18 protein-coding genes are annotated in these 19,764 nt (G+C 64.2%); 2 read left to right on the top strand and 16 right to left on the bottom strand.

What is annotated here, in order from left to right; all coding sequences use genetic code 11:
- Positions 1-194: 194 nt before the first annotated feature.
- Positions 195-398: a hypothetical protein gene (locus tag ACSQ89_RS40320; RefSeq protein WP_436297858.1), complete on the bottom strand. Its 204-nt coding sequence runs from the start codon at positions 396-398 to the stop codon at positions 195-197.
- The gene (locus ACSQ89_RS40315; protein WP_436297731.1) at positions 344-751 is read right to left on the bottom strand and encodes an FMN-binding negative transcriptional regulator; all 408 of its coding nucleotides are present in this window, start codon (positions 749-751) and stop codon (positions 344-346) included. Before ACSQ89_RS40315 ends, ACSQ89_RS40320 begins: the two co-directional genes overlap by 55 nt.
- Between ACSQ89_RS40315 and ACSQ89_RS40310 the strand changes: the two genes are divergently transcribed.
- On the top strand, positions 750-2,531 hold the full coding sequence (locus ACSQ89_RS40310; RefSeq protein ID WP_436297730.1) for an IS1634 family transposase: 1,782 nt from the start codon (positions 750-752) through the stop codon (positions 2,529-2,531). The two genes, ACSQ89_RS40315 and ACSQ89_RS40310, sit on opposite strands and share 2 nt — an antisense overlap.
- Positions 2,532-2,678: 147 nt before the next feature.
- On the opposite strand, the gene ACSQ89_RS40305 is transcribed toward ACSQ89_RS40310, so the two are convergent.
- The 6 genes from ACSQ89_RS40305 to ACSQ89_RS40280 all read right to left on the bottom strand — a co-directional run bounded on the left by ACSQ89_RS40305 (position 2,679) and on the right by ACSQ89_RS40280 (position 9,084).
- Entirely contained in the window at positions 2,679-3,806 is a 1,128-nt protein-coding gene (locus tag ACSQ89_RS40305) for a zinc-binding dehydrogenase (RefSeq protein ID WP_436297729.1), read from the bottom strand.
- Positions 3,807-3,861: 55 nt separating this feature from the next.
- The gene (locus ACSQ89_RS40300; protein ID WP_436297728.1) at positions 3,862-4,560 is read right to left on the bottom strand and encodes an SDR family NAD(P)-dependent oxidoreductase; all 699 of its coding nucleotides are present in this window, start codon (positions 4,558-4,560) and stop codon (positions 3,862-3,864) included.
- Positions 4,557-5,141, bottom strand: coding sequence for a 2-hydroxychromene-2-carboxylate isomerase (locus ACSQ89_RS40295; RefSeq protein WP_436297727.1), 585 nt, complete (start codon positions 5,139-5,141; stop codon positions 4,557-4,559). Before ACSQ89_RS40295 ends, ACSQ89_RS40300 begins: the two co-directional genes overlap by 4 nt.
- Before the next feature lie 40 nt (positions 5,142-5,181).
- Positions 5,182-5,994: a glutathione S-transferase family protein gene (locus tag ACSQ89_RS40290; protein WP_436297726.1), complete on the bottom strand. Its 813-nt coding sequence runs from the start codon at positions 5,992-5,994 to the stop codon at positions 5,182-5,184.
- Positions 5,995-7,250: 1,256 nt separating this feature from the next.
- Positions 7,251-7,853 (bottom strand): TetR/AcrR family transcriptional regulator, encoded by a 603-nt coding sequence (locus tag ACSQ89_RS40285; RefSeq protein ID WP_436297725.1) that lies wholly within the window; start codon positions 7,851-7,853, stop codon positions 7,251-7,253.
- Positions 7,854-8,100: 247 nt separating this feature from the next.
- Positions 8,101-9,084 carry an alpha/beta fold hydrolase gene (locus ACSQ89_RS40280; protein ID WP_436297724.1) on the bottom strand — a complete coding sequence of 328 codons (984 nt, stop codon included), beginning with the start codon at positions 9,082-9,084 and terminating at the stop codon, positions 8,101-8,103.
- Positions 9,085-9,210: 126 nt separating this feature from the next.
- Between ACSQ89_RS40280 and ACSQ89_RS40275 the strand changes: the two genes are divergently transcribed.
- Complete coding sequence (locus ACSQ89_RS40275) at positions 9,211-10,239, top strand: AraC family transcriptional regulator (RefSeq protein ID WP_436297723.1); 1,029 nt, start codon at positions 9,211-9,213, stop codon at positions 10,237-10,239.
- 350 nt (positions 10,240-10,589) lie between these two features.
- Here the strand turns inward: ACSQ89_RS40275 and ACSQ89_RS40270 are convergent, their stop codons facing one another.
- The 8 genes from ACSQ89_RS40270 to ACSQ89_RS40235 form a co-directional block, all read right to left on the bottom strand.
- Entirely contained in the window at positions 10,590-12,092 is a 1,503-nt protein-coding gene (locus tag ACSQ89_RS40270; protein WP_436297722.1) for a PepSY domain-containing protein, read from the bottom strand.
- Between the two features lie 19 nt (positions 12,093-12,111).
- Positions 12,112-14,304 carry a TonB-dependent receptor gene (locus ACSQ89_RS40265; RefSeq protein WP_436297721.1) on the bottom strand — a complete coding sequence of 731 codons (2,193 nt, stop codon included), beginning with the start codon at positions 14,302-14,304 and terminating at the stop codon, positions 12,112-12,114.
- A gap of 120 nt (positions 14,305-14,424) precedes the next feature.
- Positions 14,425-15,291 (bottom strand): hypothetical protein, encoded by an 867-nt coding sequence (locus ACSQ89_RS40260; protein ID WP_436297720.1) that lies wholly within the window; start codon positions 15,289-15,291, stop codon positions 14,425-14,427.
- Positions 15,288-15,635 carry a nitrile hydratase accessory protein gene (locus ACSQ89_RS40255; RefSeq protein WP_436297719.1) on the bottom strand — a complete coding sequence of 116 codons (348 nt, stop codon included), beginning with the start codon at positions 15,633-15,635 and terminating at the stop codon, positions 15,288-15,290. The genes ACSQ89_RS40260 and ACSQ89_RS40255 overlap by 4 nt, the downstream gene beginning before the upstream one ends.
- Before the next feature lie 10 nt (positions 15,636-15,645).
- Entirely contained in the window at positions 15,646-16,275 is a 630-nt protein-coding gene (gene nthA / locus ACSQ89_RS40250; RefSeq protein WP_436297718.1) for a nitrile hydratase subunit alpha, read from the bottom strand.
- On the bottom strand, positions 16,272-17,036 hold the full coding sequence (gene nthB, locus ACSQ89_RS40245) for a nitrile hydratase subunit beta (protein ID WP_436297717.1): 765 nt from the start codon (positions 17,034-17,036) through the stop codon (positions 16,272-16,274). Before nthB ends, nthA begins: the two co-directional genes overlap by 4 nt.
- The gene (locus ACSQ89_RS40240) at positions 17,033-18,055 is read right to left on the bottom strand and encodes a CobW family GTP-binding protein (protein ID WP_436297716.1); all 1,023 of its coding nucleotides are present in this window, start codon (positions 18,053-18,055) and stop codon (positions 17,033-17,035) included. Before ACSQ89_RS40240 ends, nthB begins: the two co-directional genes overlap by 4 nt.
- A gap of 11 nt (positions 18,056-18,066) precedes the next feature.
- Positions 18,067-19,737: an MFS transporter gene (locus ACSQ89_RS40235; protein ID WP_436297715.1), complete on the bottom strand. Its 1,671-nt coding sequence runs from the start codon at positions 19,735-19,737 to the stop codon at positions 18,067-18,069.
- Positions 19,738-19,764 lie beyond the last annotated feature (27 nt).

Genomic DNA, 19,764 nt, shown 5'->3' with positions numbered 1-19,764 from the left:
TTCAGCGCCAGCGGGACTGTGAGAGCGAGTTCGCGCATGCCTCGACGACCTGCTGATCGGATTGCCCGCACATCTGAAGAGCCGAATCGACGAACTGATTCCGCTCAATTGGCAATCCCCTCTCTGGCCTACGCGACAGGTCAGCACGCCTTGGCAACATTGGACGGCGAGGCCCTCTCGCCACAGCGCGCGGCTTAGGGAACGATCAGCGCCGCCAGGTCTCGCGCCGTGCCGGATGTTTCGCGCTCGAGGTGGTAGATGACGCTTCTCCGATCGGCCTCAGTGCGCTTTTGTGACAGGAAGAGCTTGCCGGTCAGGTCCTGGATTTCTATCTCGAAGCCGATCAATGCCTGCGCGGCGTCCTCCAGAAATGCGCAGAAGTGTCGGCCAGCGACCACGGCCTCTCGCGATGCAACTCCTGCCTCGCCGCGAGAGAGGCCAGGTGCGCAAGTAGCCAAGCCCCGTCGTCGATGAAGCGCAGGGGGCCGCGGACCTGAACCGCAATGCAGTTCCAGCGAGGTCTCAGCCGGCCGCTGCGCTGCCCGTTTACATACCAGCGTGGAGAGATGTAGGCATTCGGTCCTTGGAAGAAACCTAGCCCATCTTTCTCAACCCAACCCCGATTTCGACGATTTTTCGGGTGTTGAGCGACGCAAGTGCTTGATGCGTATAGGGGTGACTCGGCAAAACGCTTGTGGTGGAGACCTTGGTCCTTGGCGTGCGGGCGAGTGGTTCCTAAACTGCGGCGCATGTTTCTGCGCTGCAACCGACGCCTGAAGGACGGCAAGACGCACGAATACTGGAGCGTGGTGGAGAACCGCCGACTGGCCGATGGGCGCGTGGTGCAAAGGCAGGTGCTCTACCTGGGCGAGATCAACGCCAGCCAGCGCGAAGCCTGGCGCAAGACCATCGAAGTGCACGACGAGGGAACCAGACGCCAGGTGGCGCTGTTCCCGGCCGGCTCGATGCCCGCGGACGACGCGAATGCGATTGGCATCCGTCTGGACGAACTGCGCCTCGAACGCCCGCGCCAGTGGGGCGCGTGCTGGCTGTCATGCGTGCTGTGGCAGCAACTCGAACTCGATGCCTTCTGGAGCGCTCGACTGGCGCCCTCGCGTGAAGGCACCCCGTGGCTGCAGGTGCTGCAAACGCTGGTGGCCTATCGGCTGATCGACCCCGGCAGCGAATGGCGCTTGCACCGCCACTGGTTCGACGCCAGCGCGATGGCCGACCTGCTGCACGCCGACTTCGCCCTGGCTGAGAAGAACACGCTGTACCGCTGCCTGGACAAGCTCACGGCCCACAAGGACGAACTGTTCAAGTTTCTGTGCCAGCGCTGGGGCGAGCTGTTCGGCGCCAAGTTCGACGTGCTGCTGTACGACCTGACCAGCACCTACTTCGAGAGCGACGTGGAGCGCAGCGAGCACGACAAGCGCCAGTACGGCTACAGCCGCGACAAGCGAGGCGACTGCCGCCAAGTGGTCATCGCGCTGATCGTCACGCCCGAGGGCTTCCCGCTGAGCTACGAGGTGCTCTCGGGCAACACGGCCGACGCCACGACGCTTGGCGACTTCCTCGATCGCATCGAGCAGCGCTACGGCCGAGCCAACCGGATCTGGGTGATGGACCGCGGCGTGCCCACCGAAGACAGCCTGGCGAAGATGCGCCGCATGGGAGCGTCCTATCTCGTGGGCACACCCAAGGGGCGGCTGACCAAGCTTGAGCAAGGCTTCCTCGCACAGCCGTGGCAGCGCGTGCGCGAAGGCGTCGCTGTCAAGCGCCTGGGCGCTGACGAAGACACCTACGTGCTCGCGCAAAGTGCGCCACGCATCGACAAGGAGCGTGCGATGCGCCGCCGCCGGCTCGGCCGCTACGTGCAGCGCCTGCAGGCCTTGCAGGGCCAGACGCTCACGCGCGATCAACTGCTCATGAAGCTCGGCGCGGCCAAGCACGAGGCCGGGCGAGCCGCCCATCTGATCAAGGTTCAGCTGCCCGAGGCCAGCAGCAGCTCCAAGACAGCGTCCTTCGAGTTCGAACTCGATCGCGCCCGGCTGCGCCAGGTGCGCCGCCGCGAAGGGCGCTATCTGCTGCGCACCAACCTCGCAGCGCATGATCCCGCGCAGCTGTGGACGTTCTACATCCAGCTCACCGAAGTCGAGCAGGCCTTCAAGGAACTCAAGCACGACCTGGCCGTGCGCCCGATCTACCACTCCAGCGAGAAGCGCATCGAGGCCCACATCTTCGTGGCCTTCCTCGCCTACTGCCTGCAGGTCACCTTGAAGGCCCAACTCAAGCGCCTGGCGCACGGCATCACGCCGGCCGAGGTGATCGCCAAGTTCAAGACCATGCAGATGGTGGACGTGCACGTGCCCACCACTGACGGCAGGGAGCTCGTGCTGTCTCGATACACCCAGCCCGAGGCCGATCACCGCATGCTGCTGGACCTGCTGCGGCTGAAGCTGCCCGATCAACCACCGCCGAAGATCACCGCCAAACACGCCCGCATCACTGCCCAACCCATCCCGCTGTAGTGGAGACCTTCGAGCGCGTGCTGAATCAAATCAAGCACTTAGCCGGCTTCACACCTGTCAGTTGAGAAAGATGGGCTAGCGAGTAGGCGCGCCGCCTTCACCGGCTGTGGTTCAGCTCGACCCCAGATGCTGCAAGAAGCGGCGTGGTCAGCCCAGATCCTTGTTCGGATTAACCAGGTACTTCTCTCCGGTCGACGCCTTTCTGTAGGCCGCGATGGCGTCGAGCTGCAACGCCTCAACCATCGACACCTCCCGCGTGTAGTGACTTGCAAAGGTTGTCTTGAGTTCGGATGCCACGCGTTGCTTCAGCCGCTCGACCTCGGCCGCGCCGACCTTCTGCAGAAACGGGAATAGCAACCAGCCGCCCATGCCCCATGTCATGCCGAAGCCGCGGGTGAATTCCGTCGCCCCCCGATCGAGGCTGCCGTAGATGTAGACCTGCTTGTGCACGGTCGAGCCGTAGCGGTTGTATTGCTTCGCGGTACGGTTCACGGCGGCTTCCATCGCCATGAGGATCTGGCCGGCCAGCTTGCCCCCGCCGATTGCGTCGAAGGCCAGCGTCGCCCCGGTCTCGGCCAGCGCGTTCGTCAGGTCGTCCATGAAAGTCGGCGACGTGCTGTTGCAGACGAATTTCGCGCCGAGTTCGCGCAGCAGCGTCTCGTGCTCGGGCTTGCGTACGATGTTGGCGAGGCCGATCCCGTCTTTCAGGCAGACCTTGTTGAGCATCTGCCCCAGGTTCGACGCGGCCGCGGTGTGGACCAGCGCGGCGTGGCCTTCTCGCTTCATCGTCTCGATCATGCCTAGGGAGGTGAGCGGATTGACGAACCACGAGGCGCCCTCGGCGGCCGTCGTGCCCTCGGGCAGTGGCAGGCACTGAGCGACGTTGACCGCACAGTACTGCGAATACATCGCACCGCCGATCACGCCCACAGTATTGCCGAGCAAGGCCTGCGCGGCTGGTGAACTCCCGGCGCCGACCACGACGCCGGCGCCTTCGTAGCCGACCGGCACGGACTCGCCCAGACGGCCCGCCACGGCCGGAAGCATGCGCGGCGGCACGGTGGCGGTGACGACCGGGCGGTCCGCCGTGCCGGAGGCCTTCGCGGTCGACATGTCGGCCATGCCAAATAGCACCATCAGGTCCGACGGGTTCATCGGAGCCGCCTCGATGCGCACGAGCACCTCGTCAGCTTTCGGTTCGGGCATCGGCACCTCGGCGAGCGAGAGTTCAAGCTCGCCGCCGGCGCGGACGATGGAACGGAGTTGCAGTGGCATGGGGGTGTCTCGTGAGTTGGACGAAGGCGGGTTCATGGAAGCTGAACGCCTCCGATCACCAGGACTCGCGGAAGGGCCGCACTTCCGTCAGGAACGACCAGGCCGAACGCGGCTGGTGGGTGACGTGCCAGACCTCTTCGGCGATGTCGGATGGCTTGATGAAAAAATCATCCGGCTTGTCCGCCATTCGCGCGCGGGCCCAAGACACGTCGATGACCGCGTCAATCATCATGAAGGACACGTGCACGCCCCGGGGCCCCATCTCGCGGGCGATGGACTCGGCCAGAATGCGCTGCGCCGCCTTGCTTGGCGCAAAGCCGGCAAAACCTGCCTTGCCACGGACGGCCGAGGTGTTACCTGTTACCAGCAAGGCGCCACCCCCTGCTGTCTCCATCCGCGGCGCCGCCCACCGGGCAAGGTGCAGCAGGGCCATGACATTGATCTGGAAATTCTGCTGGAGGACTTGCGGGTCGATGTCGAGGAAGTTACCGAAGGCCCCACCCACGGCGTTGTGGATCACCACCTTGGGAACGCCGGCACGTTGTTCGATGGCATCGAGCGCGGCCGCTAGCGCAGCAGGGTCGGCCACATCACAGGGGACCGCAAAAGCGTTTGGAAGTTCGCCCTCGAGATCGGTCAAGCGCTCGACCGTGCGCGCGAGCATGGCCACCTGGTAGCCGCCATCGTGGAACCGCCGGACCATTGCCGAGCCGGTGCCCGGCCCTACGCCGGTGATGATGACAAGCGGCCTCATGCGGCCTGCTCCAGTCGAGCTTGCACGAAGTGCAGGCGGTCATTGCCGAAGAACATATCATCCCCGACGAATAGGGTCGGCGCGCCGAACACGCCGCGCGACGCCGCCCTGGCGGTTGCCTCCTCCAGCAGGGCCTGCGCGGCCGGCGAGTCCATCCGCGTTTCAAGCGCCTCAGCGTCGAGCCCCGCGGCGCCCAGCAGGGCTGCGACCTCGGCCGCCGTCGCCAGCGGCGCGGGAGTTGACCAAAACGCGTTGAAGATCGCGCCCACCGCCGCGGGCATCGCGCCCATTTGCCCGGCCACCAGCGTGGCGCGCAACAGGCGGCTGGCGTCGATCTCCGACCCCTGGGGGTGCCGGTTGAGCGGAACCCCATAGTGGGCCGCCCATCGCCCCATGTCGGTCATCACGTAGCGGCCTTTGGGTGCGCAGGTGATGCTCGTCGGCACGTTCCCCACCTGTTTCATCAGGGCCCCAATCTCGAATGGATGGAAGGCGATCTCGACATCCATCTTCCGGACCTGTGACAGTGCCAGGAAGCTGTAGGGGCTGCGATAGTCGAAGTAGAAGTCAAGCGTTTTCATTTGGGGTTCCTTTGGTGCAATCCGTAGTTGTGAATGATGTTCATAGTCCGCGGCCGGCTCCGCGCTCGGTTGCGAACTTGGCGAGATAGGGGCCGAACTCCGGCGCGAAGGCCGGAGCAGTCGCGAGGCGGTCGAAGTGCGCCATGGCGCGGGGAAACCGCTCTCGGGCGTTGCCCAGGAACGGCGCCTTGCCGAGCGCTTTCAGGGCTTCGCTACGACTCAGTTCATTGTGGAAAACGGCTAGTTCACAGGCGAAGCAGATGTCGGCCAAGCTCACCCCCTCGCCGACAAGGGTCTGGCGGGCCGGCTCCAAGGCCCTGTCGATCCCGGCCATGTAGGTCGTGAACGCCTCGTCGGCGCGAGCATGGACGTCCGCTGAGAGTTCGGAGCCTTGCATGGCGAGGAGGTAGATTTGCGCATCGCGACCGAACACCAGACTGACATCCAGAAAGCTGTCTATCCGCGACGCCTCGAATGGATCGTGGCCATATAGCCCGCTCCGCTCCGCCTGGCGGGCGACTGCGCGCATGATGCTGTTGGACTCGAAGATGCCGACCTGCCCGTCCCCGCTGAAAGCAGCGGGGACTGTCCCAAACGGCTGAGCTACAAGAAAGGCGTCGGTCTTGTAGAGCTTGCGGCCCTTGAACCCGATGCGGCCTATACGCTCAGCGGCGGCGCGTGCTTCGGCGGACACTTCGCTTAACGGGCGGGCGTCGAAATCCCAGAGCCAGTCCACGAGTTCGGCGCCCGCGGCACCCCGCACCTCCAACTCGACGCCGCCGATGCGCGCGGCGATGACTGCCTTCCACACACGAGGATTGGGCAAGTAGGAAAAGATCCGCACCTCGGCCATCGCACTGTCTCCATGGTGCGCCGCCAAGCCGGTGGCGCAGTTGTTCGTCCAGCGGCTGTGGGGCCGACGACTGCCGACGCCATCCACTGTTCATGCCCTCATTCTGCATGATGACCATAATCCTGTCTAGCGCGATGCCTCACCAAGAGGGGTGCCCAACTGCACTAGGTTTACCCGGAGACGGGATGCATCGAGCAGTTGCGGCTCAAAGGTGCTCGTCTGCCGAAATGGTTCTGCAATCGCGCCGCCGAGCTGGTCGTAATGGAAGCTCGTGGAGGTGGTCGCGCGCTGTCCGCAAGTTCGAGGCGCACCAGTTCGTGCTGTCTTTGCATCGCCTGCGTGCCCAGCTCATGAAGAACCGCATCATGCAGACCAATGAACTGCAGGTCCTACTTTGCGAGTTCGGCATCGCGCTACCCGAAGGGCATGCGGCTCTCCTCAAGGCATTGCCTGGCGCTTTTCTTGGGACCGAGTCGCGCTTTGCTTTCGATGCTCACCGACAGCTTGGACGAGCAGGTGCGACGAATAGGACAACTGCAGGCAGACATCGGACTCCTGGAGCGAAGTCTCGCGCAACAGGTTGGACATCAGCAAACGAGGGCTGTCTATGTACAGACCTTGTTGATCCATGGGGCGCGCAGCATCGCGGCCAGGACGAAGGATGGGAAGGCGTGGCCCTGGCTGGTTTCGTTGCTGGAGCCTCGACCGTACTCGTCGCTGTTGCAGCCGTCGCGAACAAACTAACTCGAACGATTTGGGCGGCACTTGCCCGTGGATAGGCATGGCGGCGAGAATCGTGGCAAGCCGCGCATTGATAGCGAGACGGATATATACGTTGAAAGAGAGCAAGCGTCCACGCGCTTGATGGGCCAGACAGGTCCGGACCGGGACGAGATCACTCCGATGAACAACCTGAGCCGCAAGGCTCGGCCAATAGATGGAAGCCTCGTCAGCGAATTGCCATCAGGGCCAGCAGGGCTACGTGCCTTCACGACAGGCCGGATATAAGAAGTTTGCAAGACTGCCCCTGATTCTTCACTCACACCAGTTACTTGTAGTCCCGGAGGCGCCCATATAGCCGACAGGCGCGTCGGCCAGCATCCCGCCATCAGCGCCCATGCAATTCGAATTCCATCACTCGCGACGAAAATTCACGAGCGCTCACCGTCACACGCGAGGGCCTGACATGTTTCGCAAGTGCTGGGCGCGCGCCAAGGGAAACGTGGCTCTGACAGCTTTCCCGCACGTGCCGCGACTCAGGCTTCGTCCTGGTTGCCTGAGAGCGCCGCCTCATTGGGCTCGTTGAACGCCACCAGTTGCTCGCTCACGCTGCGGAGCAGGGCGTTCGAACGGGCCGGGTCTGTCATCACCCGCGACAGGGCCAGAGCCCCAACCATGGCGCTGACGGCCAACATCGCTCTGGAATCGTCGTCGTCGCCAAGGTGTCGCCGAGCGGCAGCGATGTAATCTTCAATAGAGCCTGCCATGACCGCCCTGGACTGGGCGTCGGCCCGCCCGACATCGGAGATCAGCGCTGAGATTGCGCACCCGGTGCTGCGCGCGTCTCGATGTTTGGGGCTCAGATAGTTGCGAACGAAGCCGGCGAAGCCGCGCGGACGCGCTGATTTCTCCCTCGCCGCCGACCGACGTACACCATCAACCAGTGCGCGCTGGAGGGCCTGGGCGAGCAAGTCCGCACGCGATGCGAAATGGCCGTAGAAGCCACCGTGCGTAAGGCTCACGCTCTTCATGAGCTTGCCCACACTCACCGACTCAAGCCCGCCGTCTCGAATCTGGTCAGCGGCCTCCCTCAGGATCCGCTCTCGACTTTGCGCTTTTTCGGCCTGAGAATGTCCCAAGGAAAACGCCCCTATGCAATGTGACGATCTGGATGACGGTCAACATCCCATTGTAGGACATAGATGCGATGGTGCATTTGGCCCTGCAGCATCGCGTTAAGGACAAAGTTTCGCGTAAGCATCCATCCATTCGACGGAAACGCCCTAACGCGCGCGTTGCCTTGCGCTGGTTGCCGATCAATGCCATCTCGCTGCGCGGACTCATTCTCGACGAGCCGGCGAAAAGATTCGACTTGGCGCTTCCTCTTCAAGTCAGCGAGAGAAGAGCTCGAGCCAACTGCTGCGGCATGGACAGGAACGGACTGTGATCCGAGTCCAGTCGCAGCACCTGCGTCTTGTTAGCAGGCGTCGCGGTGTCTGCCTGCGCCACCATCAGATCCTGGAGCGCCGGCGGGATGGTGTTGTCCGCGCTGGTCCGGATGTATGTACGGGGGATAGCTCCCCAGCGCTGCACCGACGTCGCGATTGGCGAGACCATCGCACCTATAGGAATATCCGGCGACAACAGATTGAGAGCGGCGCGCGCTGTTACAGCGTCCACTTGCCCGTAAAACAGGTTGATAAGACCCGCGCGATAGCTATCGTCCGTGGATGCCGGGTCGAGCCGCAGGGCGCCGGTAACACCAGGATCGCTGCGCAGCAGCGGTGTCAAAAGCGACGGCGGTGCCTGCGCATCAGGGGGGAATGCCACCATCGGTTGGCCGTCCTTGGGCATGAAGGCCGCGACGTAGACCAGGCGCGCTATCTTGCCGGGGCCCAGCAGTTCGGCGGCAGCATGGATCGCGCCGCCGCCCATGCTGTGACCCACGACGATCGGCGCCGGGAAGCCGGCGGCCAGCAGAGTGTCGACGGCACCGGCCACGGCCCGAGCGTAATCGGCCAGCGTGATACCCGCGATCGGTGAGAATTCCGTCGCCAGTTCCGGCGTGCGAGGCTGAATATCGAACGCCGCCGGAAATGCCGCATTGAGGCCGTGCCCCGGCAAGTCGATGGCCAGCACCGGATGGCCGGCGGCAGCCAGCAGTGGATTGATCTTGCCCCAGCACCAGGCGCCATGCCAGGCGCCGTGAACCAGCAGGAAAGGGCTTTTGAGCGCGGGCGCGGGCGCCGATTCTGCCTGCGTTCCAGTGCAGCCGGCCAGGGCCGCGCCCGAGGCTGCGAGGGCAGATGAGACGATGGCGCGTCGAGAAAGAAGCATCGCGATGTATCCGTTTATGAGGTTCCGCAGCATCGGTGGTGTGCGGCATCGGCGCTATCGCCTCAGTGCAATTCAGCGGATTGCGTGCAAATCGCCGACCCGGGATTTCCCTCTTATGAATCACGCACTGCTGGGCCATCGTCCGTTCCAGTGATCCCCATGACGCCCTTCCCTTCCGTTGAGTTCGACCATGGAGGCACATGGCTGCGGGGCCATCGTGTGGCGGATAGCCATGATGTTGACGAATCACCCCTGCAAACCGCGCCTTTTTTTGGCGAATGCCGGCTTCAGCGGCTGCGACGTGACGATGTGTTCCATGGCACGCTCGACTGCGTTCCAATGGGGCCGGTGTCATTCAATCGCACACGCTGGGGAGCGCATGTCTCGCTCCAGCCTCTATCACAGGCCTTGCAGGGCTACTACCTGGTCAGCCTGCCAACTCGAGGAGCGGCGCAAGTGCGCCAGGACGGCGAATTGCACCAGCTGGTTGCGCAGAGTCCAGGCGTGTTCAGTCCAGTTCGCACCTTCGCGATGGAAATTCACGAGGGATATGACCAACTGCTGATCCGCGTTGACAGCTCGTTAATTGCCAACGCCTGGCAGGGGCTGACCGGCCGGCCCCTGGTGGCACCCTTAATTTTCGATATGTCCCTGCCCGCGCGATCGCAGCTGACCCAGGCGTGGCACGGCATTGTCGCCCTCGCCGGTATGGCGTCGGCGCTCCCGCCAGCCGGCAAGGCGCGGCAATTCGCGCAAGCATCACTGGCGGACGCTCTGGCATCGCTTCTGCTCACCCAGCATGCCCACAATCAGCAGTCCACGCTCGACGCACGCGCGACCTGCACGGCTTCGCCGCGGATTGTCAGGCAGGCGGAGGAGCTGATGCTGCGTCGGCTGCGAGCCCACGTTTCGGTGGACGACCTTTGCGTCGAATGCGGCGTGTCGCGCCGCGCGCTGTTCGCCGCCTTTCAGTCTTGCCACGGCGTGGGGCCGATGACTTGGCTGCGGGAAAGGCGGATGGAAGCGGCGCGGGGCGCGCTGCAAAAGCCAAGCCGTGGCGGAATTCGCGTTGCCGACATCGCCCTCGAGTACGGCTTCGCCCATGTCGGCGACTTTGCCGGGGCGTATCGACGGCGATTTGGCGAGGCGCCATCACAGACATTGAGGCGTGGCTGGGCGTACGCCTGAGACGTCCGCCACGCTGGAGATCCTGAAGAGAGCTCGCTAGATCGGGATAGAAGTACGGGGCATCGATTTTTCTCCCAGCATCGCGATCGTCGACTTGACATTGCCCTTGGAATCCGTACCCCTAGCCGAGCTCATGAGTTGGCTTGCTTTGGTTGATTGGCAGGCCCGTCCTGCTCAAACTGCATCGGGATGACATAGGGCAGCGTTGTTGGTTGGAGTGGCCCCGCGGCTGGACCACTGGGCAAAGCAGAACTGATCCGCTTTACCCGGAGGCATCGCGCCTCGCATATGCAGATCGATTTCCGAATGTGCACCCTCGAACTGCATCAGCTCGAAGCCGTGTCTCCTCTTTAACGAGCGATTCCATTGCGTCGTCCGCTTTCCGCCTCGGGCGACAGAGCGCGCCATCCAATCACGCACGACGTGACACACAGCGCGATGCCGAGAAAGGAGAAGAGCAGCACCAGCGCTTCGCGCAACCATGGCCGTTCGCGCAGCGGCTCGAAATCAAGACTGTGCAATCCCTGGTACAGCACCCGCTGCCACCGCCCCGATGGGTCGGCCCGCAAAAGCAGCTTGCCCGAAGTGGCATCGGCATAAAGGTCAACGCCGTCTGGCCAATGAGCGCGCCAGACAGGCAATGGCCGGGTGTCCAGCGCTTCCGCCGAGGCCGGATTCTTCGCATAGTAGACATCGTCGTAGCGATCCATCCGCGTCACATTCGAAGGGGGGTGATCGACACCGCGCAGGCGCCGCAGAGCGCCCGCCATCAACCCGTCTGGCAGCGCCAATTCCACCGCCGGCGCGACGCCGGCAACGTCCGCCCGCACCCACCACCGCCGTTGCATGCCTTCGAGGCGGTACCAGACTTGCCCGTCGACACGAATCCGTTCAAATTCCAGCGGCTGCGCACCGGCTTCCCGCGACCGTACTGCCGCCAAAGCAGCCTGCGGACTGACAAGGGCCTTCCCGTCGGCGCCGAGCCAGTGTTCCCGCTCAGAGGCCGAGGCTCCCCGTGACGAGAACACCCCGTATGGATTCATCGACATCAAACCCGAGAAAATCCAGGTGAGCGTGAACACCGCGGCGACGAGGCCGGCAATGTGGTGCCAACGCATCCACAACTTGCGATAGGGAATCCAGCGGGTTCTGTTGAGGAACAGCTGCCAGACTCCCAACACCAGTCCGGTTCCGGCCAGCAGCACGCCCGGGATCGACAGCCAGACAACCACCTGGTTCCACGCCTTCGGGAACTGCCGCAGTACGGTCGGATAGATCCAGTGCGGCACGGCGCCGACCCAGTTCCAGAACCGTTCGGCACGACGCGTGTCAAGCACCACTTCGGCGGCGGCGCTCGACGCATACAGTTCGAGACCGTCGTCGCCATCGAGACTGACTTTGAAAAGTGGACGGTAGGGGTTCAAGCCTTGCGGAACGGTCCATTGGTCACGCTCCAGCCCCTCGGCCAGCACCGCTCGCCGCCCGCTGAAGGACTCGGCAACCTTCATGGCCTCTACGGATGTCAGCGGCGCCTTCATGGCACCGGTACGGGCGTCGAGGGCTTGCCACTGCGGGGTGTGCTGCTCGCCGGCATCGACCAGCAGGCGCCAAACCGGCACCTCCTGGTCGGCCATGCCGAGGCGCGCTTCGGTGAACGCGACGCCGGCTCGCCTTGCGGCTTCCTCGGCGGTCAGGCAACAGCCGACAGCCTGTTTCAGGGGCTGCAGTCCCGCGCGGCGCTCTGCCTGCGTCAGATTCGGGAACGGCACGTAGTACAACACGAGGCCGCTGAGGAACCACATCAGAAACAGTAGCGCCAGCGAGATGCCGAGCCATTTGTGGATGAAGATCAAGACCCGCTTCATGCCATCATCAGAAGGCGGCCCGATAGCTGACTTCGAAGCTGCGCGGTGCACCGACCATGACCTGGTTGTTCGCGTTCGCGCCACTCCAGTAGGCGTAGAGCTTGTCCGTCAGGTTGCGCACACGAAACGTGAGCTCGCCCTTCGGCAACGTCCAGGTCGCATAAGCCGTCGCGGTGGTGAACCCGTTCATGCGCAGCGTGTTGGCGTTGTTGGCGTAGGAGTAGCCGGTTCGGTTGACGCCCGCACCAACTCGCACCGGCCATCCGGGCACCTTGTAGTCGGCCCAGAGGTTGGCCACCGTCTTCGGCACGTTCGGTGGCGTATTGCCGGCCCGCGAAACGTTGCCGGCCTCGATGAGCTGGTCGAACTGCGCATCGACCCATGCCAGATTGCCACTCAGCGTCAGGTCACGCGTGGCCTTCCAGGCCGCAGCGAACTCGATCCCGTGCGCGGACTGCTTGCCGCTGTTGACGGTGAGCGTCGAGTTGCTGAAATCGCGCGACAGCACGTTGTCGAGTTCGATCTTGTAAGCCGCCACCGTGTAGTCGAGCCGCCGATCGAAAGCCGACTGCTTGAGGCCGACCTCGAGCTGCCTGCCCTTCGAAAGGCTGAAGGCACCGTTGGCGGCCGAGAGCAGCAGCAAGTTGCCCGTGCCGACGGGCGCGCTCGCGTTGGTGTACTGCGCATAGACCGAAGTGTCGGGGTCGATGGCGAAAACGACGCCCAGGCGTCCTGATGTCGGCTGGTACTTCTGGGTGAACGACGTGAGGGCGCGGGTGTTCAGATCCAGGCTCTGGCGATCAAGCTTGACGTAGTCCTGCCGCAAGCCGCCCACGATGGTCCATCGGTCGCTGACGGACAGGGCGTCTTCCAGGAAGAGCGAGCTGGTCGGGATCTGTGCGTTGAAGATGCTGCGGTTGCCGGCACCGGCGTAGAGTGCAGGGTTGGCGGCGAAGGCAGCGTAGCTGCCCGGAAAGGTGGCAAATTCGCCGACCGACAATGCATTGTTGGCCGCGGTGGAGCCGTTCGAGAAATCACGATTGGAAGAGAAGTCGGTCTTTGTGTACTCGAGGCCCGCGACAAACTTGTTCTTCATTCCGGCAACGGACGACGTATTGGTGAGATCGAGCCGGTCGGTCAGGATCTGGTGGTCGTGCGTGATGCCGACCAGGTCGCGCACGATGCGCTGGGGCGCGGCAAAGGCGTAGGACTCCGAGTTGCGCCAGGCCCGATCCGCTGTGTAGTAGGACAGTTCGTTGCGCAGCTTCCATTCCGGCGCGATCTGCCAGGTCAGCTTGGTGCGCGTCCAGAGGCTGTGCGCGCTCATCTGCGCATCGTCGACGTTGTAGTTGCGAAATGCGATGCTGCGATCGACCACCCGGCCGGTCGAGTCGCTGACGATGTCGGTCGGCTGCAACGCATAGGTGCGCGGCACCAGTGGGGTTCCCTGGTACGACCGTGCGCTGTCGTTGGCATAGTCCATCGTCAGGTCGAACGTCAGGTCGCGGGTCAATGCCGTGGTGAAACCCATCGTGAGGTTGTCGTAGCGCTGCTTGTTGCGATCGACGTGGCCGTCGGTCTGCTGGTGGCTGTAGTCCAGGCGAAAAGCGCTCGACTCGCCGACGTTCACGCCCAGCCCGACACCGGTACGGGCAGTGCCGAAGCTGCCATAGGACTGCATGGCCTCGGCACCCGGATTGTTGCGGTCGGGCCGTTTGGTCACGAAGTTGACGGCGGCGCCGATCGCGCCTTCGCCATACAGCACCGAGGCCGGGCCTTTCAGCAGTTCGATGCGCTCGTAATTCCAGGTGTCCTGTGGCCGGCTCACCATCGAAGCCACTGCGACCCGATCGCCGTCGAACAGGTAGGTGATGAAACTACCGGTGAACCCGCGGGTGGAGGCTGCCGATGGCGAGCCGGGCGCACCGCCTGCGGTCATGCCCACGCTGCCGCGCAGCGCCTCCTCGAAAGTCCGCGCACCGCGCCTTTCCATCATTTCCTGCGTGATCACCTCGGCCGAGGCCGGCGTCTCGCGCACGGTCAGCCCGAGCCTGCTGCCCACCGCAGGCGTTGCCTGCAACGATGGAGACTGATCCTGCTGCGTGGCTGTCACCTCAACGGCTTGCAGGCTCACCTGCGCCAGCGTCGAGGTGCTGACCACCAGAACGACGACGCCCGGGAATGCAATGTGTTTGACCATGGGAGAACCGGAGAAGAAGAAAATGGAAGCGCTGGGCAGAGAGGCACTCGTGGCCACCCGACCGCAGCCGCGCCGCGTGCCGGCAGCTGTCGGTTCACCGACGTACGCTGCGGGGCGACATCAGGAGGTCCGCGAAGGAAGGGGTGTTGGGGGCGCGTCTTCCCGAAGGCCGGGCATGACGGCCGCTTGCGCACTGCGTGCGCGCCTGGCACTCCACGCCCAGATGCCCAGCATGACAACAACCAGCGCAGCGCCGGCGAATGAAAACGCCATGTCGTCGAGTTCGACTTCCGGCAACAACACCTTGGCCACGTTGTAGACGGCTACGCCGAATGAGATGGCAACGATGAGCCAGCCCAGTGTCCGGCGCACGCGGCGCCCTGCCTCCGGATTTTCGATGCCTCGGCCGATTCGGCAGATGATCCGGCCGTCCAGCGTATCGGTCACCATCATCCCTGCCGTAAAGGTCATCCCTGCGAGCAAGGCAGCCCATGCACCGCCGTTCTTGTTGCTGGCGACGTAGCCCCAGGCTGCCGCCTGTGTGGCGGTGTCGAAGACGGTGGCGAACAGCACGCCAATGACCACCACCGACCAGGCACTCGTCTGTTGCCGCAAGCGCGCAGGGATCAGGCTCATTTTCCAGCCGGTCGGCACGTAGGCCTTGTCACTGCGCAGCAGCAGGCGCAGATTGAGGCAACCGACCACGATCAGCAGCAAGGTTGGAATCCATCCGAAAACGGTCACCACAAGGCCCGGGGGATCGAAGTGCAGCGCCAGCTTGCTGACGACCACCGCGATCAGCGTGACCAGCAGGCCGTGACCGAGCGCGAACAAGGTCCCGATGCAACCTGCATGGGCATGCGAATGATTGAGTGCGCGCCAGGTCAGGCCATCGATGCAGGCGATGTGGTCGGGGTCCAACCCGTGCCGCAGGCCCAGCACGAACATCAGGACCAGCCCCGAAAAGGACAGCCACTCGGCGCTCATTCACTGCTCCGCACCGGCCGATCGGCCAAGACCCGGGCCAGTTCGCTTTCGGTGACCACCTGCTGCCGCTCCAGAACCTGCAGCAGCGCGCCGAAGAACCGCTCGTAGTAGTCCCAGGGCGGCTGCGCTGCGCAGTCGAGCCGTTCCCAATCGCCGATCGATTCAATTAGATGCTGGCGGAAGTCCTCCCAGTCGAAGTGGCCCTGCTTGGCCACGGCCAGCGTCAACCCGAAGAGCTGGCGCTGCCAGGCCTCTGCAAAGAACAACTTGCCCTGGCTGCGCGGCGGCGAGTCGGCATGACCCAACATCTGAGAAGCCGCATATTCCTCGAAGCGAGTGAACATGGCCCCCGCCTCAGGTCGCTGCAGGCGGCGCTACCAGCGCGACGCCCATCATCGCCTCCGGCGTGACCAGCGCAGCCAGTTGCTCTTCGCTGAAGCCGTCGGTGTTGGCCGGCCGCTCGGGCACGACGAACCAGCGGATCTGCGCGCTGCTGTCCCATACCTTGACTTGGGTGTGCTCGCTCACCGGTACGCCGAACTCGCGCAAGACCGCGCGCGGCTCGCGCACGCCACGGGCGCGGAACACCGGATCCTTGTACCAGTACGGCGGCAGCCCAAGCACCGGCCACGGATAGCAAGAACACAGCGTGCAGATGATCAGGTTGTGCACACCCGGACTGTTGGCCACCGCGGCCATGTGCTCACCCTCGGCGCCTTCCATGCCCAATGGCAGCTGAAGTTCGGCGATGGCCTGGGGCGTGTCGGCGAGCAGGCGCTGCTTGTAGGCGGGATCGACCCATGCCCGCGCAACGATGCGCGCGCCGTTGAACGGTCCCGCGATCTTCTCGAAATGATCGAGCACTGCATCGACCGAGTCGCTGCCGATCACGCCTTTCTCGATCAGCAGGGCCTCCAGCGCGCGCACCTTCGCTGCACTCGCCGCTTCGCGCTCGTCGTTGTACTTGAACAGATCGCTGCTCATGGCGTTTTCTCTTCCTCGGGCGTTGGGGATTGCAGGTAGACCTCGAAGAGGTCGGCGTAGATCGTCGTGTTCGGCTCGCACAGGTCGGGGCCCCAGATGTCGCGGGCGTCGAACGCGATGCGGTACACCGGCATCGGTCCTTCCAGCCCGTCCGGCCCGGTCGAACAGAAATACTCGAACGCACCCGGGTACACCTCCCGGACAGTGCCCTTCTTGTTGCGCAGATAGCCGGGTAGCCGCGTGTGGTCGGCCGCCGCGGGGTCAGCCACGCGCACCATCTGGCCGGCCGTGAACCGCGGTGCATGCGGCAGCGGCCGCAGGCTGGAGTCGCCATGCAGCAGGTAGTCGACCACCTGCCGCTTGATCGGTTCGCTCGGACGCTCGGGCAGCGGCGCGTCAGGCTGGGTGCGGTAGTGCGCAGTCAGCCGGGCCAGCTCATCGGCGGTGATGTAACCCTTGTCGACGAAGAACTGGCTGATGCCCATCAGCCATTTCTCGTAGTAGCGGAACTTGAAGTACTCGAAGGGCTGCATGCCCTCGGCACCGGTGCGCAGCGAGGCCCAGGTCCAGGTGTCCTTGAACGTGGACGGCAAGGTGGCCATGGCGTACTTCGGCAATGCATCGGCGAGGTGGGCGCTCTCGGCCATCATCACGGTGTGGATGCCGAAGATGCGCTTCTCCCAGTCCTGCACGAAGACTCGGGGTTCGAGGTTGACAGGCCCGAGGTTCTCGAGGCCGCCCAGCGCATGCTGGAGTTTCATGGGTGCTCCGTTTCAGATTCGAAGGCAGGAGCCGGCATCCATTTAGGTTGAATCGCCAAGCATCCGAGGAAGCCCTCGCGCAAGGCGTCGACTGCCAGTTCCCGCCCGATGAAGACCAGCTTGCTGCGGCGCGGCTCGTCGGGGCCCCACCGCCGCCCAGGGCGCGCATCGAGCAGCATGTGCACGCTGTGACAGTGGAATTGGCGCGCCTCGCCGTTGAAGTGAAGCACGCCCTTCGTGCGCATCAGCCGTGCGCCTTCGCTCTGGACCAGCCGGTTCATCCAGCGGCTGAACCGCTCCGGGTCGATCGGGCCGTCGGTTTCCATGCAGCACGAGCTGATCGAGGTGTCGTGCTCGTGGTCATGCGCCTCGCCGACCAGCAGATCGGGCTCGATCGACAGCACGTGTGGCAGCGAGAAACGCTTCGCGCCCAGCAGCTCCGCCGCCGGAACCTGTGCGCGTTCCGTGCGGATGAGATACGCGACCGGATTCAGCCGGCGCAGCTCGCGCTCGAGCCGTTCCAGCTCTTGCGGGCTGGCGGTCTCGACCTTGTTGAGCACGACGACGTCGGCGAAGGCGATCTGCTCGCGCACGATGTCGTCGTCGACGTGGAGCAGGATGTGGTGCGCATCGGCTACGGTAACCACCGCCTCGAGCTCCACCCGCTGCAAGAGGGCCGCATCGGCGAGAAAGCTCTGCAGTACCGGTGCGGGATCGGCCAGGCCGGAGGTCTCGATGATCAGCCGCTCGACCGGACGTTCGGCGCGTTGCAGCAGCTCGTTCACCGCCGCCGTCAAGTCCTTGCGCACCGTGCAGCAGACGCAGCCGTTGGTGATCTCGATCAGAGGCTGGTCATCTGCGACGATCAGCTGCCCGTCGATGCCGACCTCGCCGAACTCGTTGACGATGATGCCGATGTAGGTGCCGCTGCACTGCGCCAGCAGATGGTTCACGAGCGTGGTCTTGCCGGCCCCGAGGAAGCCGGTGACGATCGTGACGGGGATCTTGGCGGGAGCCATGCCGGTCCGGTCTACTGTTCGGACGCAGCGAGCGTCGAGGTGGCACGCGGCGCTTCCGTTGCCGCCATTGGCTCGCGCATGTCAAGCCCTCGGCGATCACGAATGCAGAACGCACCGACCACCAGCGTGAGCAACGCTACCGCAATCGTGTAGACGAGGCCGCGGAAGATGTCGCCGCTGCTCACAACCATCGCAGTGGCAATGAACGGCGCGAAGCCGCCGATCCAGCCGTTGCCGAACTGCAGAGCCACGGAGACGCCGCTGTAGCGCACCTGTGTCGGAAACTGCTCTACGAGGAACGCGCCCATCGGCCCGTACACCATGGTCGCGAGCAGCACCAGCACGAAGAGCATCAGCACGACCATCGGCGCATCGACACGTGCCGGATCGGCCGTGAGCGGCATGCCGCGCTCGACCAGCACGCGGCGCAGCGCCGCTTCATCGAAACCAGTCAGCGTGGTCTCGCCGACCACGAACCGCAGCTCGCCCGCCTGCGGCCGCAACGTGTACGGCACGCCTTGCGCAGCCAGGAACGAGCGGGCGCGCGTGCACGGCTTGGTCGCCTTCGGCTGGAACAGCTGACCTACGAAGGACTGGTCCTCACGGCAGTCGCCGCCTTCGATGACGACCTGAGTACTGGCGCGGAACTCCTCCAGGGCGGGATTGCCGTACTTGGCCATGCCCTGGAAAAGCGGCATGAACAGGATCGCGGAAAGCAGGCAGCCCGTCAGCATGATCCACTTGCGCCCGATCAGGTCGGACAGCCAGCCGAAGAGCACGAAGAACGGCGTGGCCAGCACCAGGGCGATCGTGAGGTAGGCGTAGGCGGACTGCGGCGGCAGCTTGAGCGTGGCGGTGAGGAACTGCAGGCTGTAGAAGTGCGCGGTGTACCAGATCACCGCCTGCCCGGCCACTGCGCCGAAGATCGTCACCAGCACGATGCGCAGGGTGCGTGGATCGCCGAAGGTGTCCTTGACCGGATTTCGCGAGCCCTTGCCGTGCGCCTTCATCTCGAGGAACACGGGCGACTCCTCCAGCCGCATGCGTACATACAGCGAATACACGAGCAGCCCGATGGACAGCAAGAACGGCACGCGCCATCCCCACAAGGCGAAAGACTCGACGGACATTGACGAGCGCAGCACCAGTATCACGCCCAAGGAAACAAGCAGCCCAATGGTGCCGGTGATCTGCAGCCAGCTCGTCATGAAACCGCGGCGCCGGGGATCGGAATGCTCGGCGATATAGGTGACCGCACCGCCGAACTCGCCGCCGATCGCCAGGCCCTGCAGAAGACGCAGCAACACCAGAATTGCGGGCGCGGCCCAGCCAATGGTCTCGAACGTGGGCAGGAATCCGATCGTGGCGGTGGCGATGCCCATGATCATCATCGTCACGAGGAAGGTCTTCTTGCGCCCGACCAGATCGCCGAGCCGCCCGAAGACGATCGCACCGAAGGGCCTCAGCACGAAGCCTGCGCCGAAGGTCGCAAGCGACGCGAGAATGGCCGCCGACTCATTGCCCTTCGGAAAGAACAACCCGCCGAAGAACACGGCGAGGCTGCCGTAGATGAAGAAGTCGTACCACTCGAATACGGTGCCGAGCGCGGCGGCGAAGACCACACGGCGCGTTTCACGCGAACGCTCGGGCGTGGCGGGGGAAGTCTCAACTGCTGTTGTCATGTCCATACTCCTTGATGTATGGCGGAC

Source organism: Variovorax sp. LjRoot175 (assembly GCF_964253805.1).
In the GTDB taxonomy this organism is placed as follows: Bacteria; Pseudomonadota; Gammaproteobacteria; order Burkholderiales; family Burkholderiaceae_C; genus Variovorax.
The sequence above is the reverse complement of the archived record's forward strand: the minus strand, read 5'-3'. Positions and strand labels throughout refer to the sequence as shown.

Bases quoted from the DNA above. Each gene is read 5' to 3' on its own strand.
- ACSQ89_RS40310 (WP_436297730.1), top strand. From the start codon at position 750: ATGTTTCTGCGCTGCAACCGACGCCTGAAGGACGGCAAGACGCACGAA.
- ACSQ89_RS40235 (WP_436297715.1), bottom strand. From the start codon at position 19,737: ATGACAACAGCAGTTGAGACTTCCCCCGCCACGCCCGAGCGTTCGCGT.
- ACSQ89_RS40240 (WP_436297716.1), bottom strand. From the start codon at position 18,055: ATGGCTCCCGCCAAGATCCCCGTCACGATCGTCACCGGCTTCCTCGGG.
- ACSQ89_RS40315 (WP_436297731.1), bottom strand. From the start codon at position 751: ATGCGCCGCAGTTTAGGAACCACTCGCCCGCACGCCAAGGACCAAGGT.
- ACSQ89_RS40255 (WP_436297719.1), bottom strand. From the start codon at position 15,635: ATGTTCACTCGCTTCGAGGAATATGCGGCTTCTCAGATGTTGGGTCAT.
- ACSQ89_RS40265 (WP_436297721.1), bottom strand. From the start codon at position 14,304: ATGGTCAAACACATTGCATTCCCGGGCGTCGTCGTTCTGGTGGTCAGC.
- ACSQ89_RS40275 (WP_436297723.1), top strand. From the start codon at position 9,211: ATGACGCCCTTCCCTTCCGTTGAGTTCGACCATGGAGGCACATGGCTG.
- ACSQ89_RS40295 (WP_436297727.1), bottom strand. From the start codon at position 5,141: ATGAAAACGCTTGACTTCTACTTCGACTATCGCAGCCCCTACAGCTTC.
- nthA (WP_436297718.1), bottom strand. From the start codon at position 16,275: ATGAGCAGCGATCTGTTCAAGTACAACGACGAGCGCGAAGCGGCGAGT.
- ACSQ89_RS40300 (WP_436297728.1), bottom strand. From the start codon at position 4,560: ATGAGGCCGCTTGTCATCATCACCGGCGTAGGGCCGGGCACCGGCTCG.
- ACSQ89_RS40305 (WP_436297729.1), bottom strand. From the start codon at position 3,806: ATGCCACTGCAACTCCGTTCCATCGTCCGCGCCGGCGGCGAGCTTGAA.
- ACSQ89_RS40260 (WP_436297720.1), bottom strand. From the start codon at position 15,291: ATGAGCGCCGAGTGGCTGTCCTTTTCGGGGCTGGTCCTGATGTTCGTG.
- ACSQ89_RS40280 (WP_436297724.1), bottom strand. From the start codon at position 9,084: ATGCTGCGGAACCTCATAAACGGATACATCGCGATGCTTCTTTCTCGA.
- nthB (WP_436297717.1), bottom strand. From the start codon at position 17,036: ATGAAACTCCAGCATGCGCTGGGCGGCCTCGAGAACCTCGGGCCTGTC.
- ACSQ89_RS40290 (WP_436297726.1), bottom strand. From the start codon at position 5,994: ATGGCCGAGGTGCGGATCTTTTCCTACTTGCCCAATCCTCGTGTGTGG.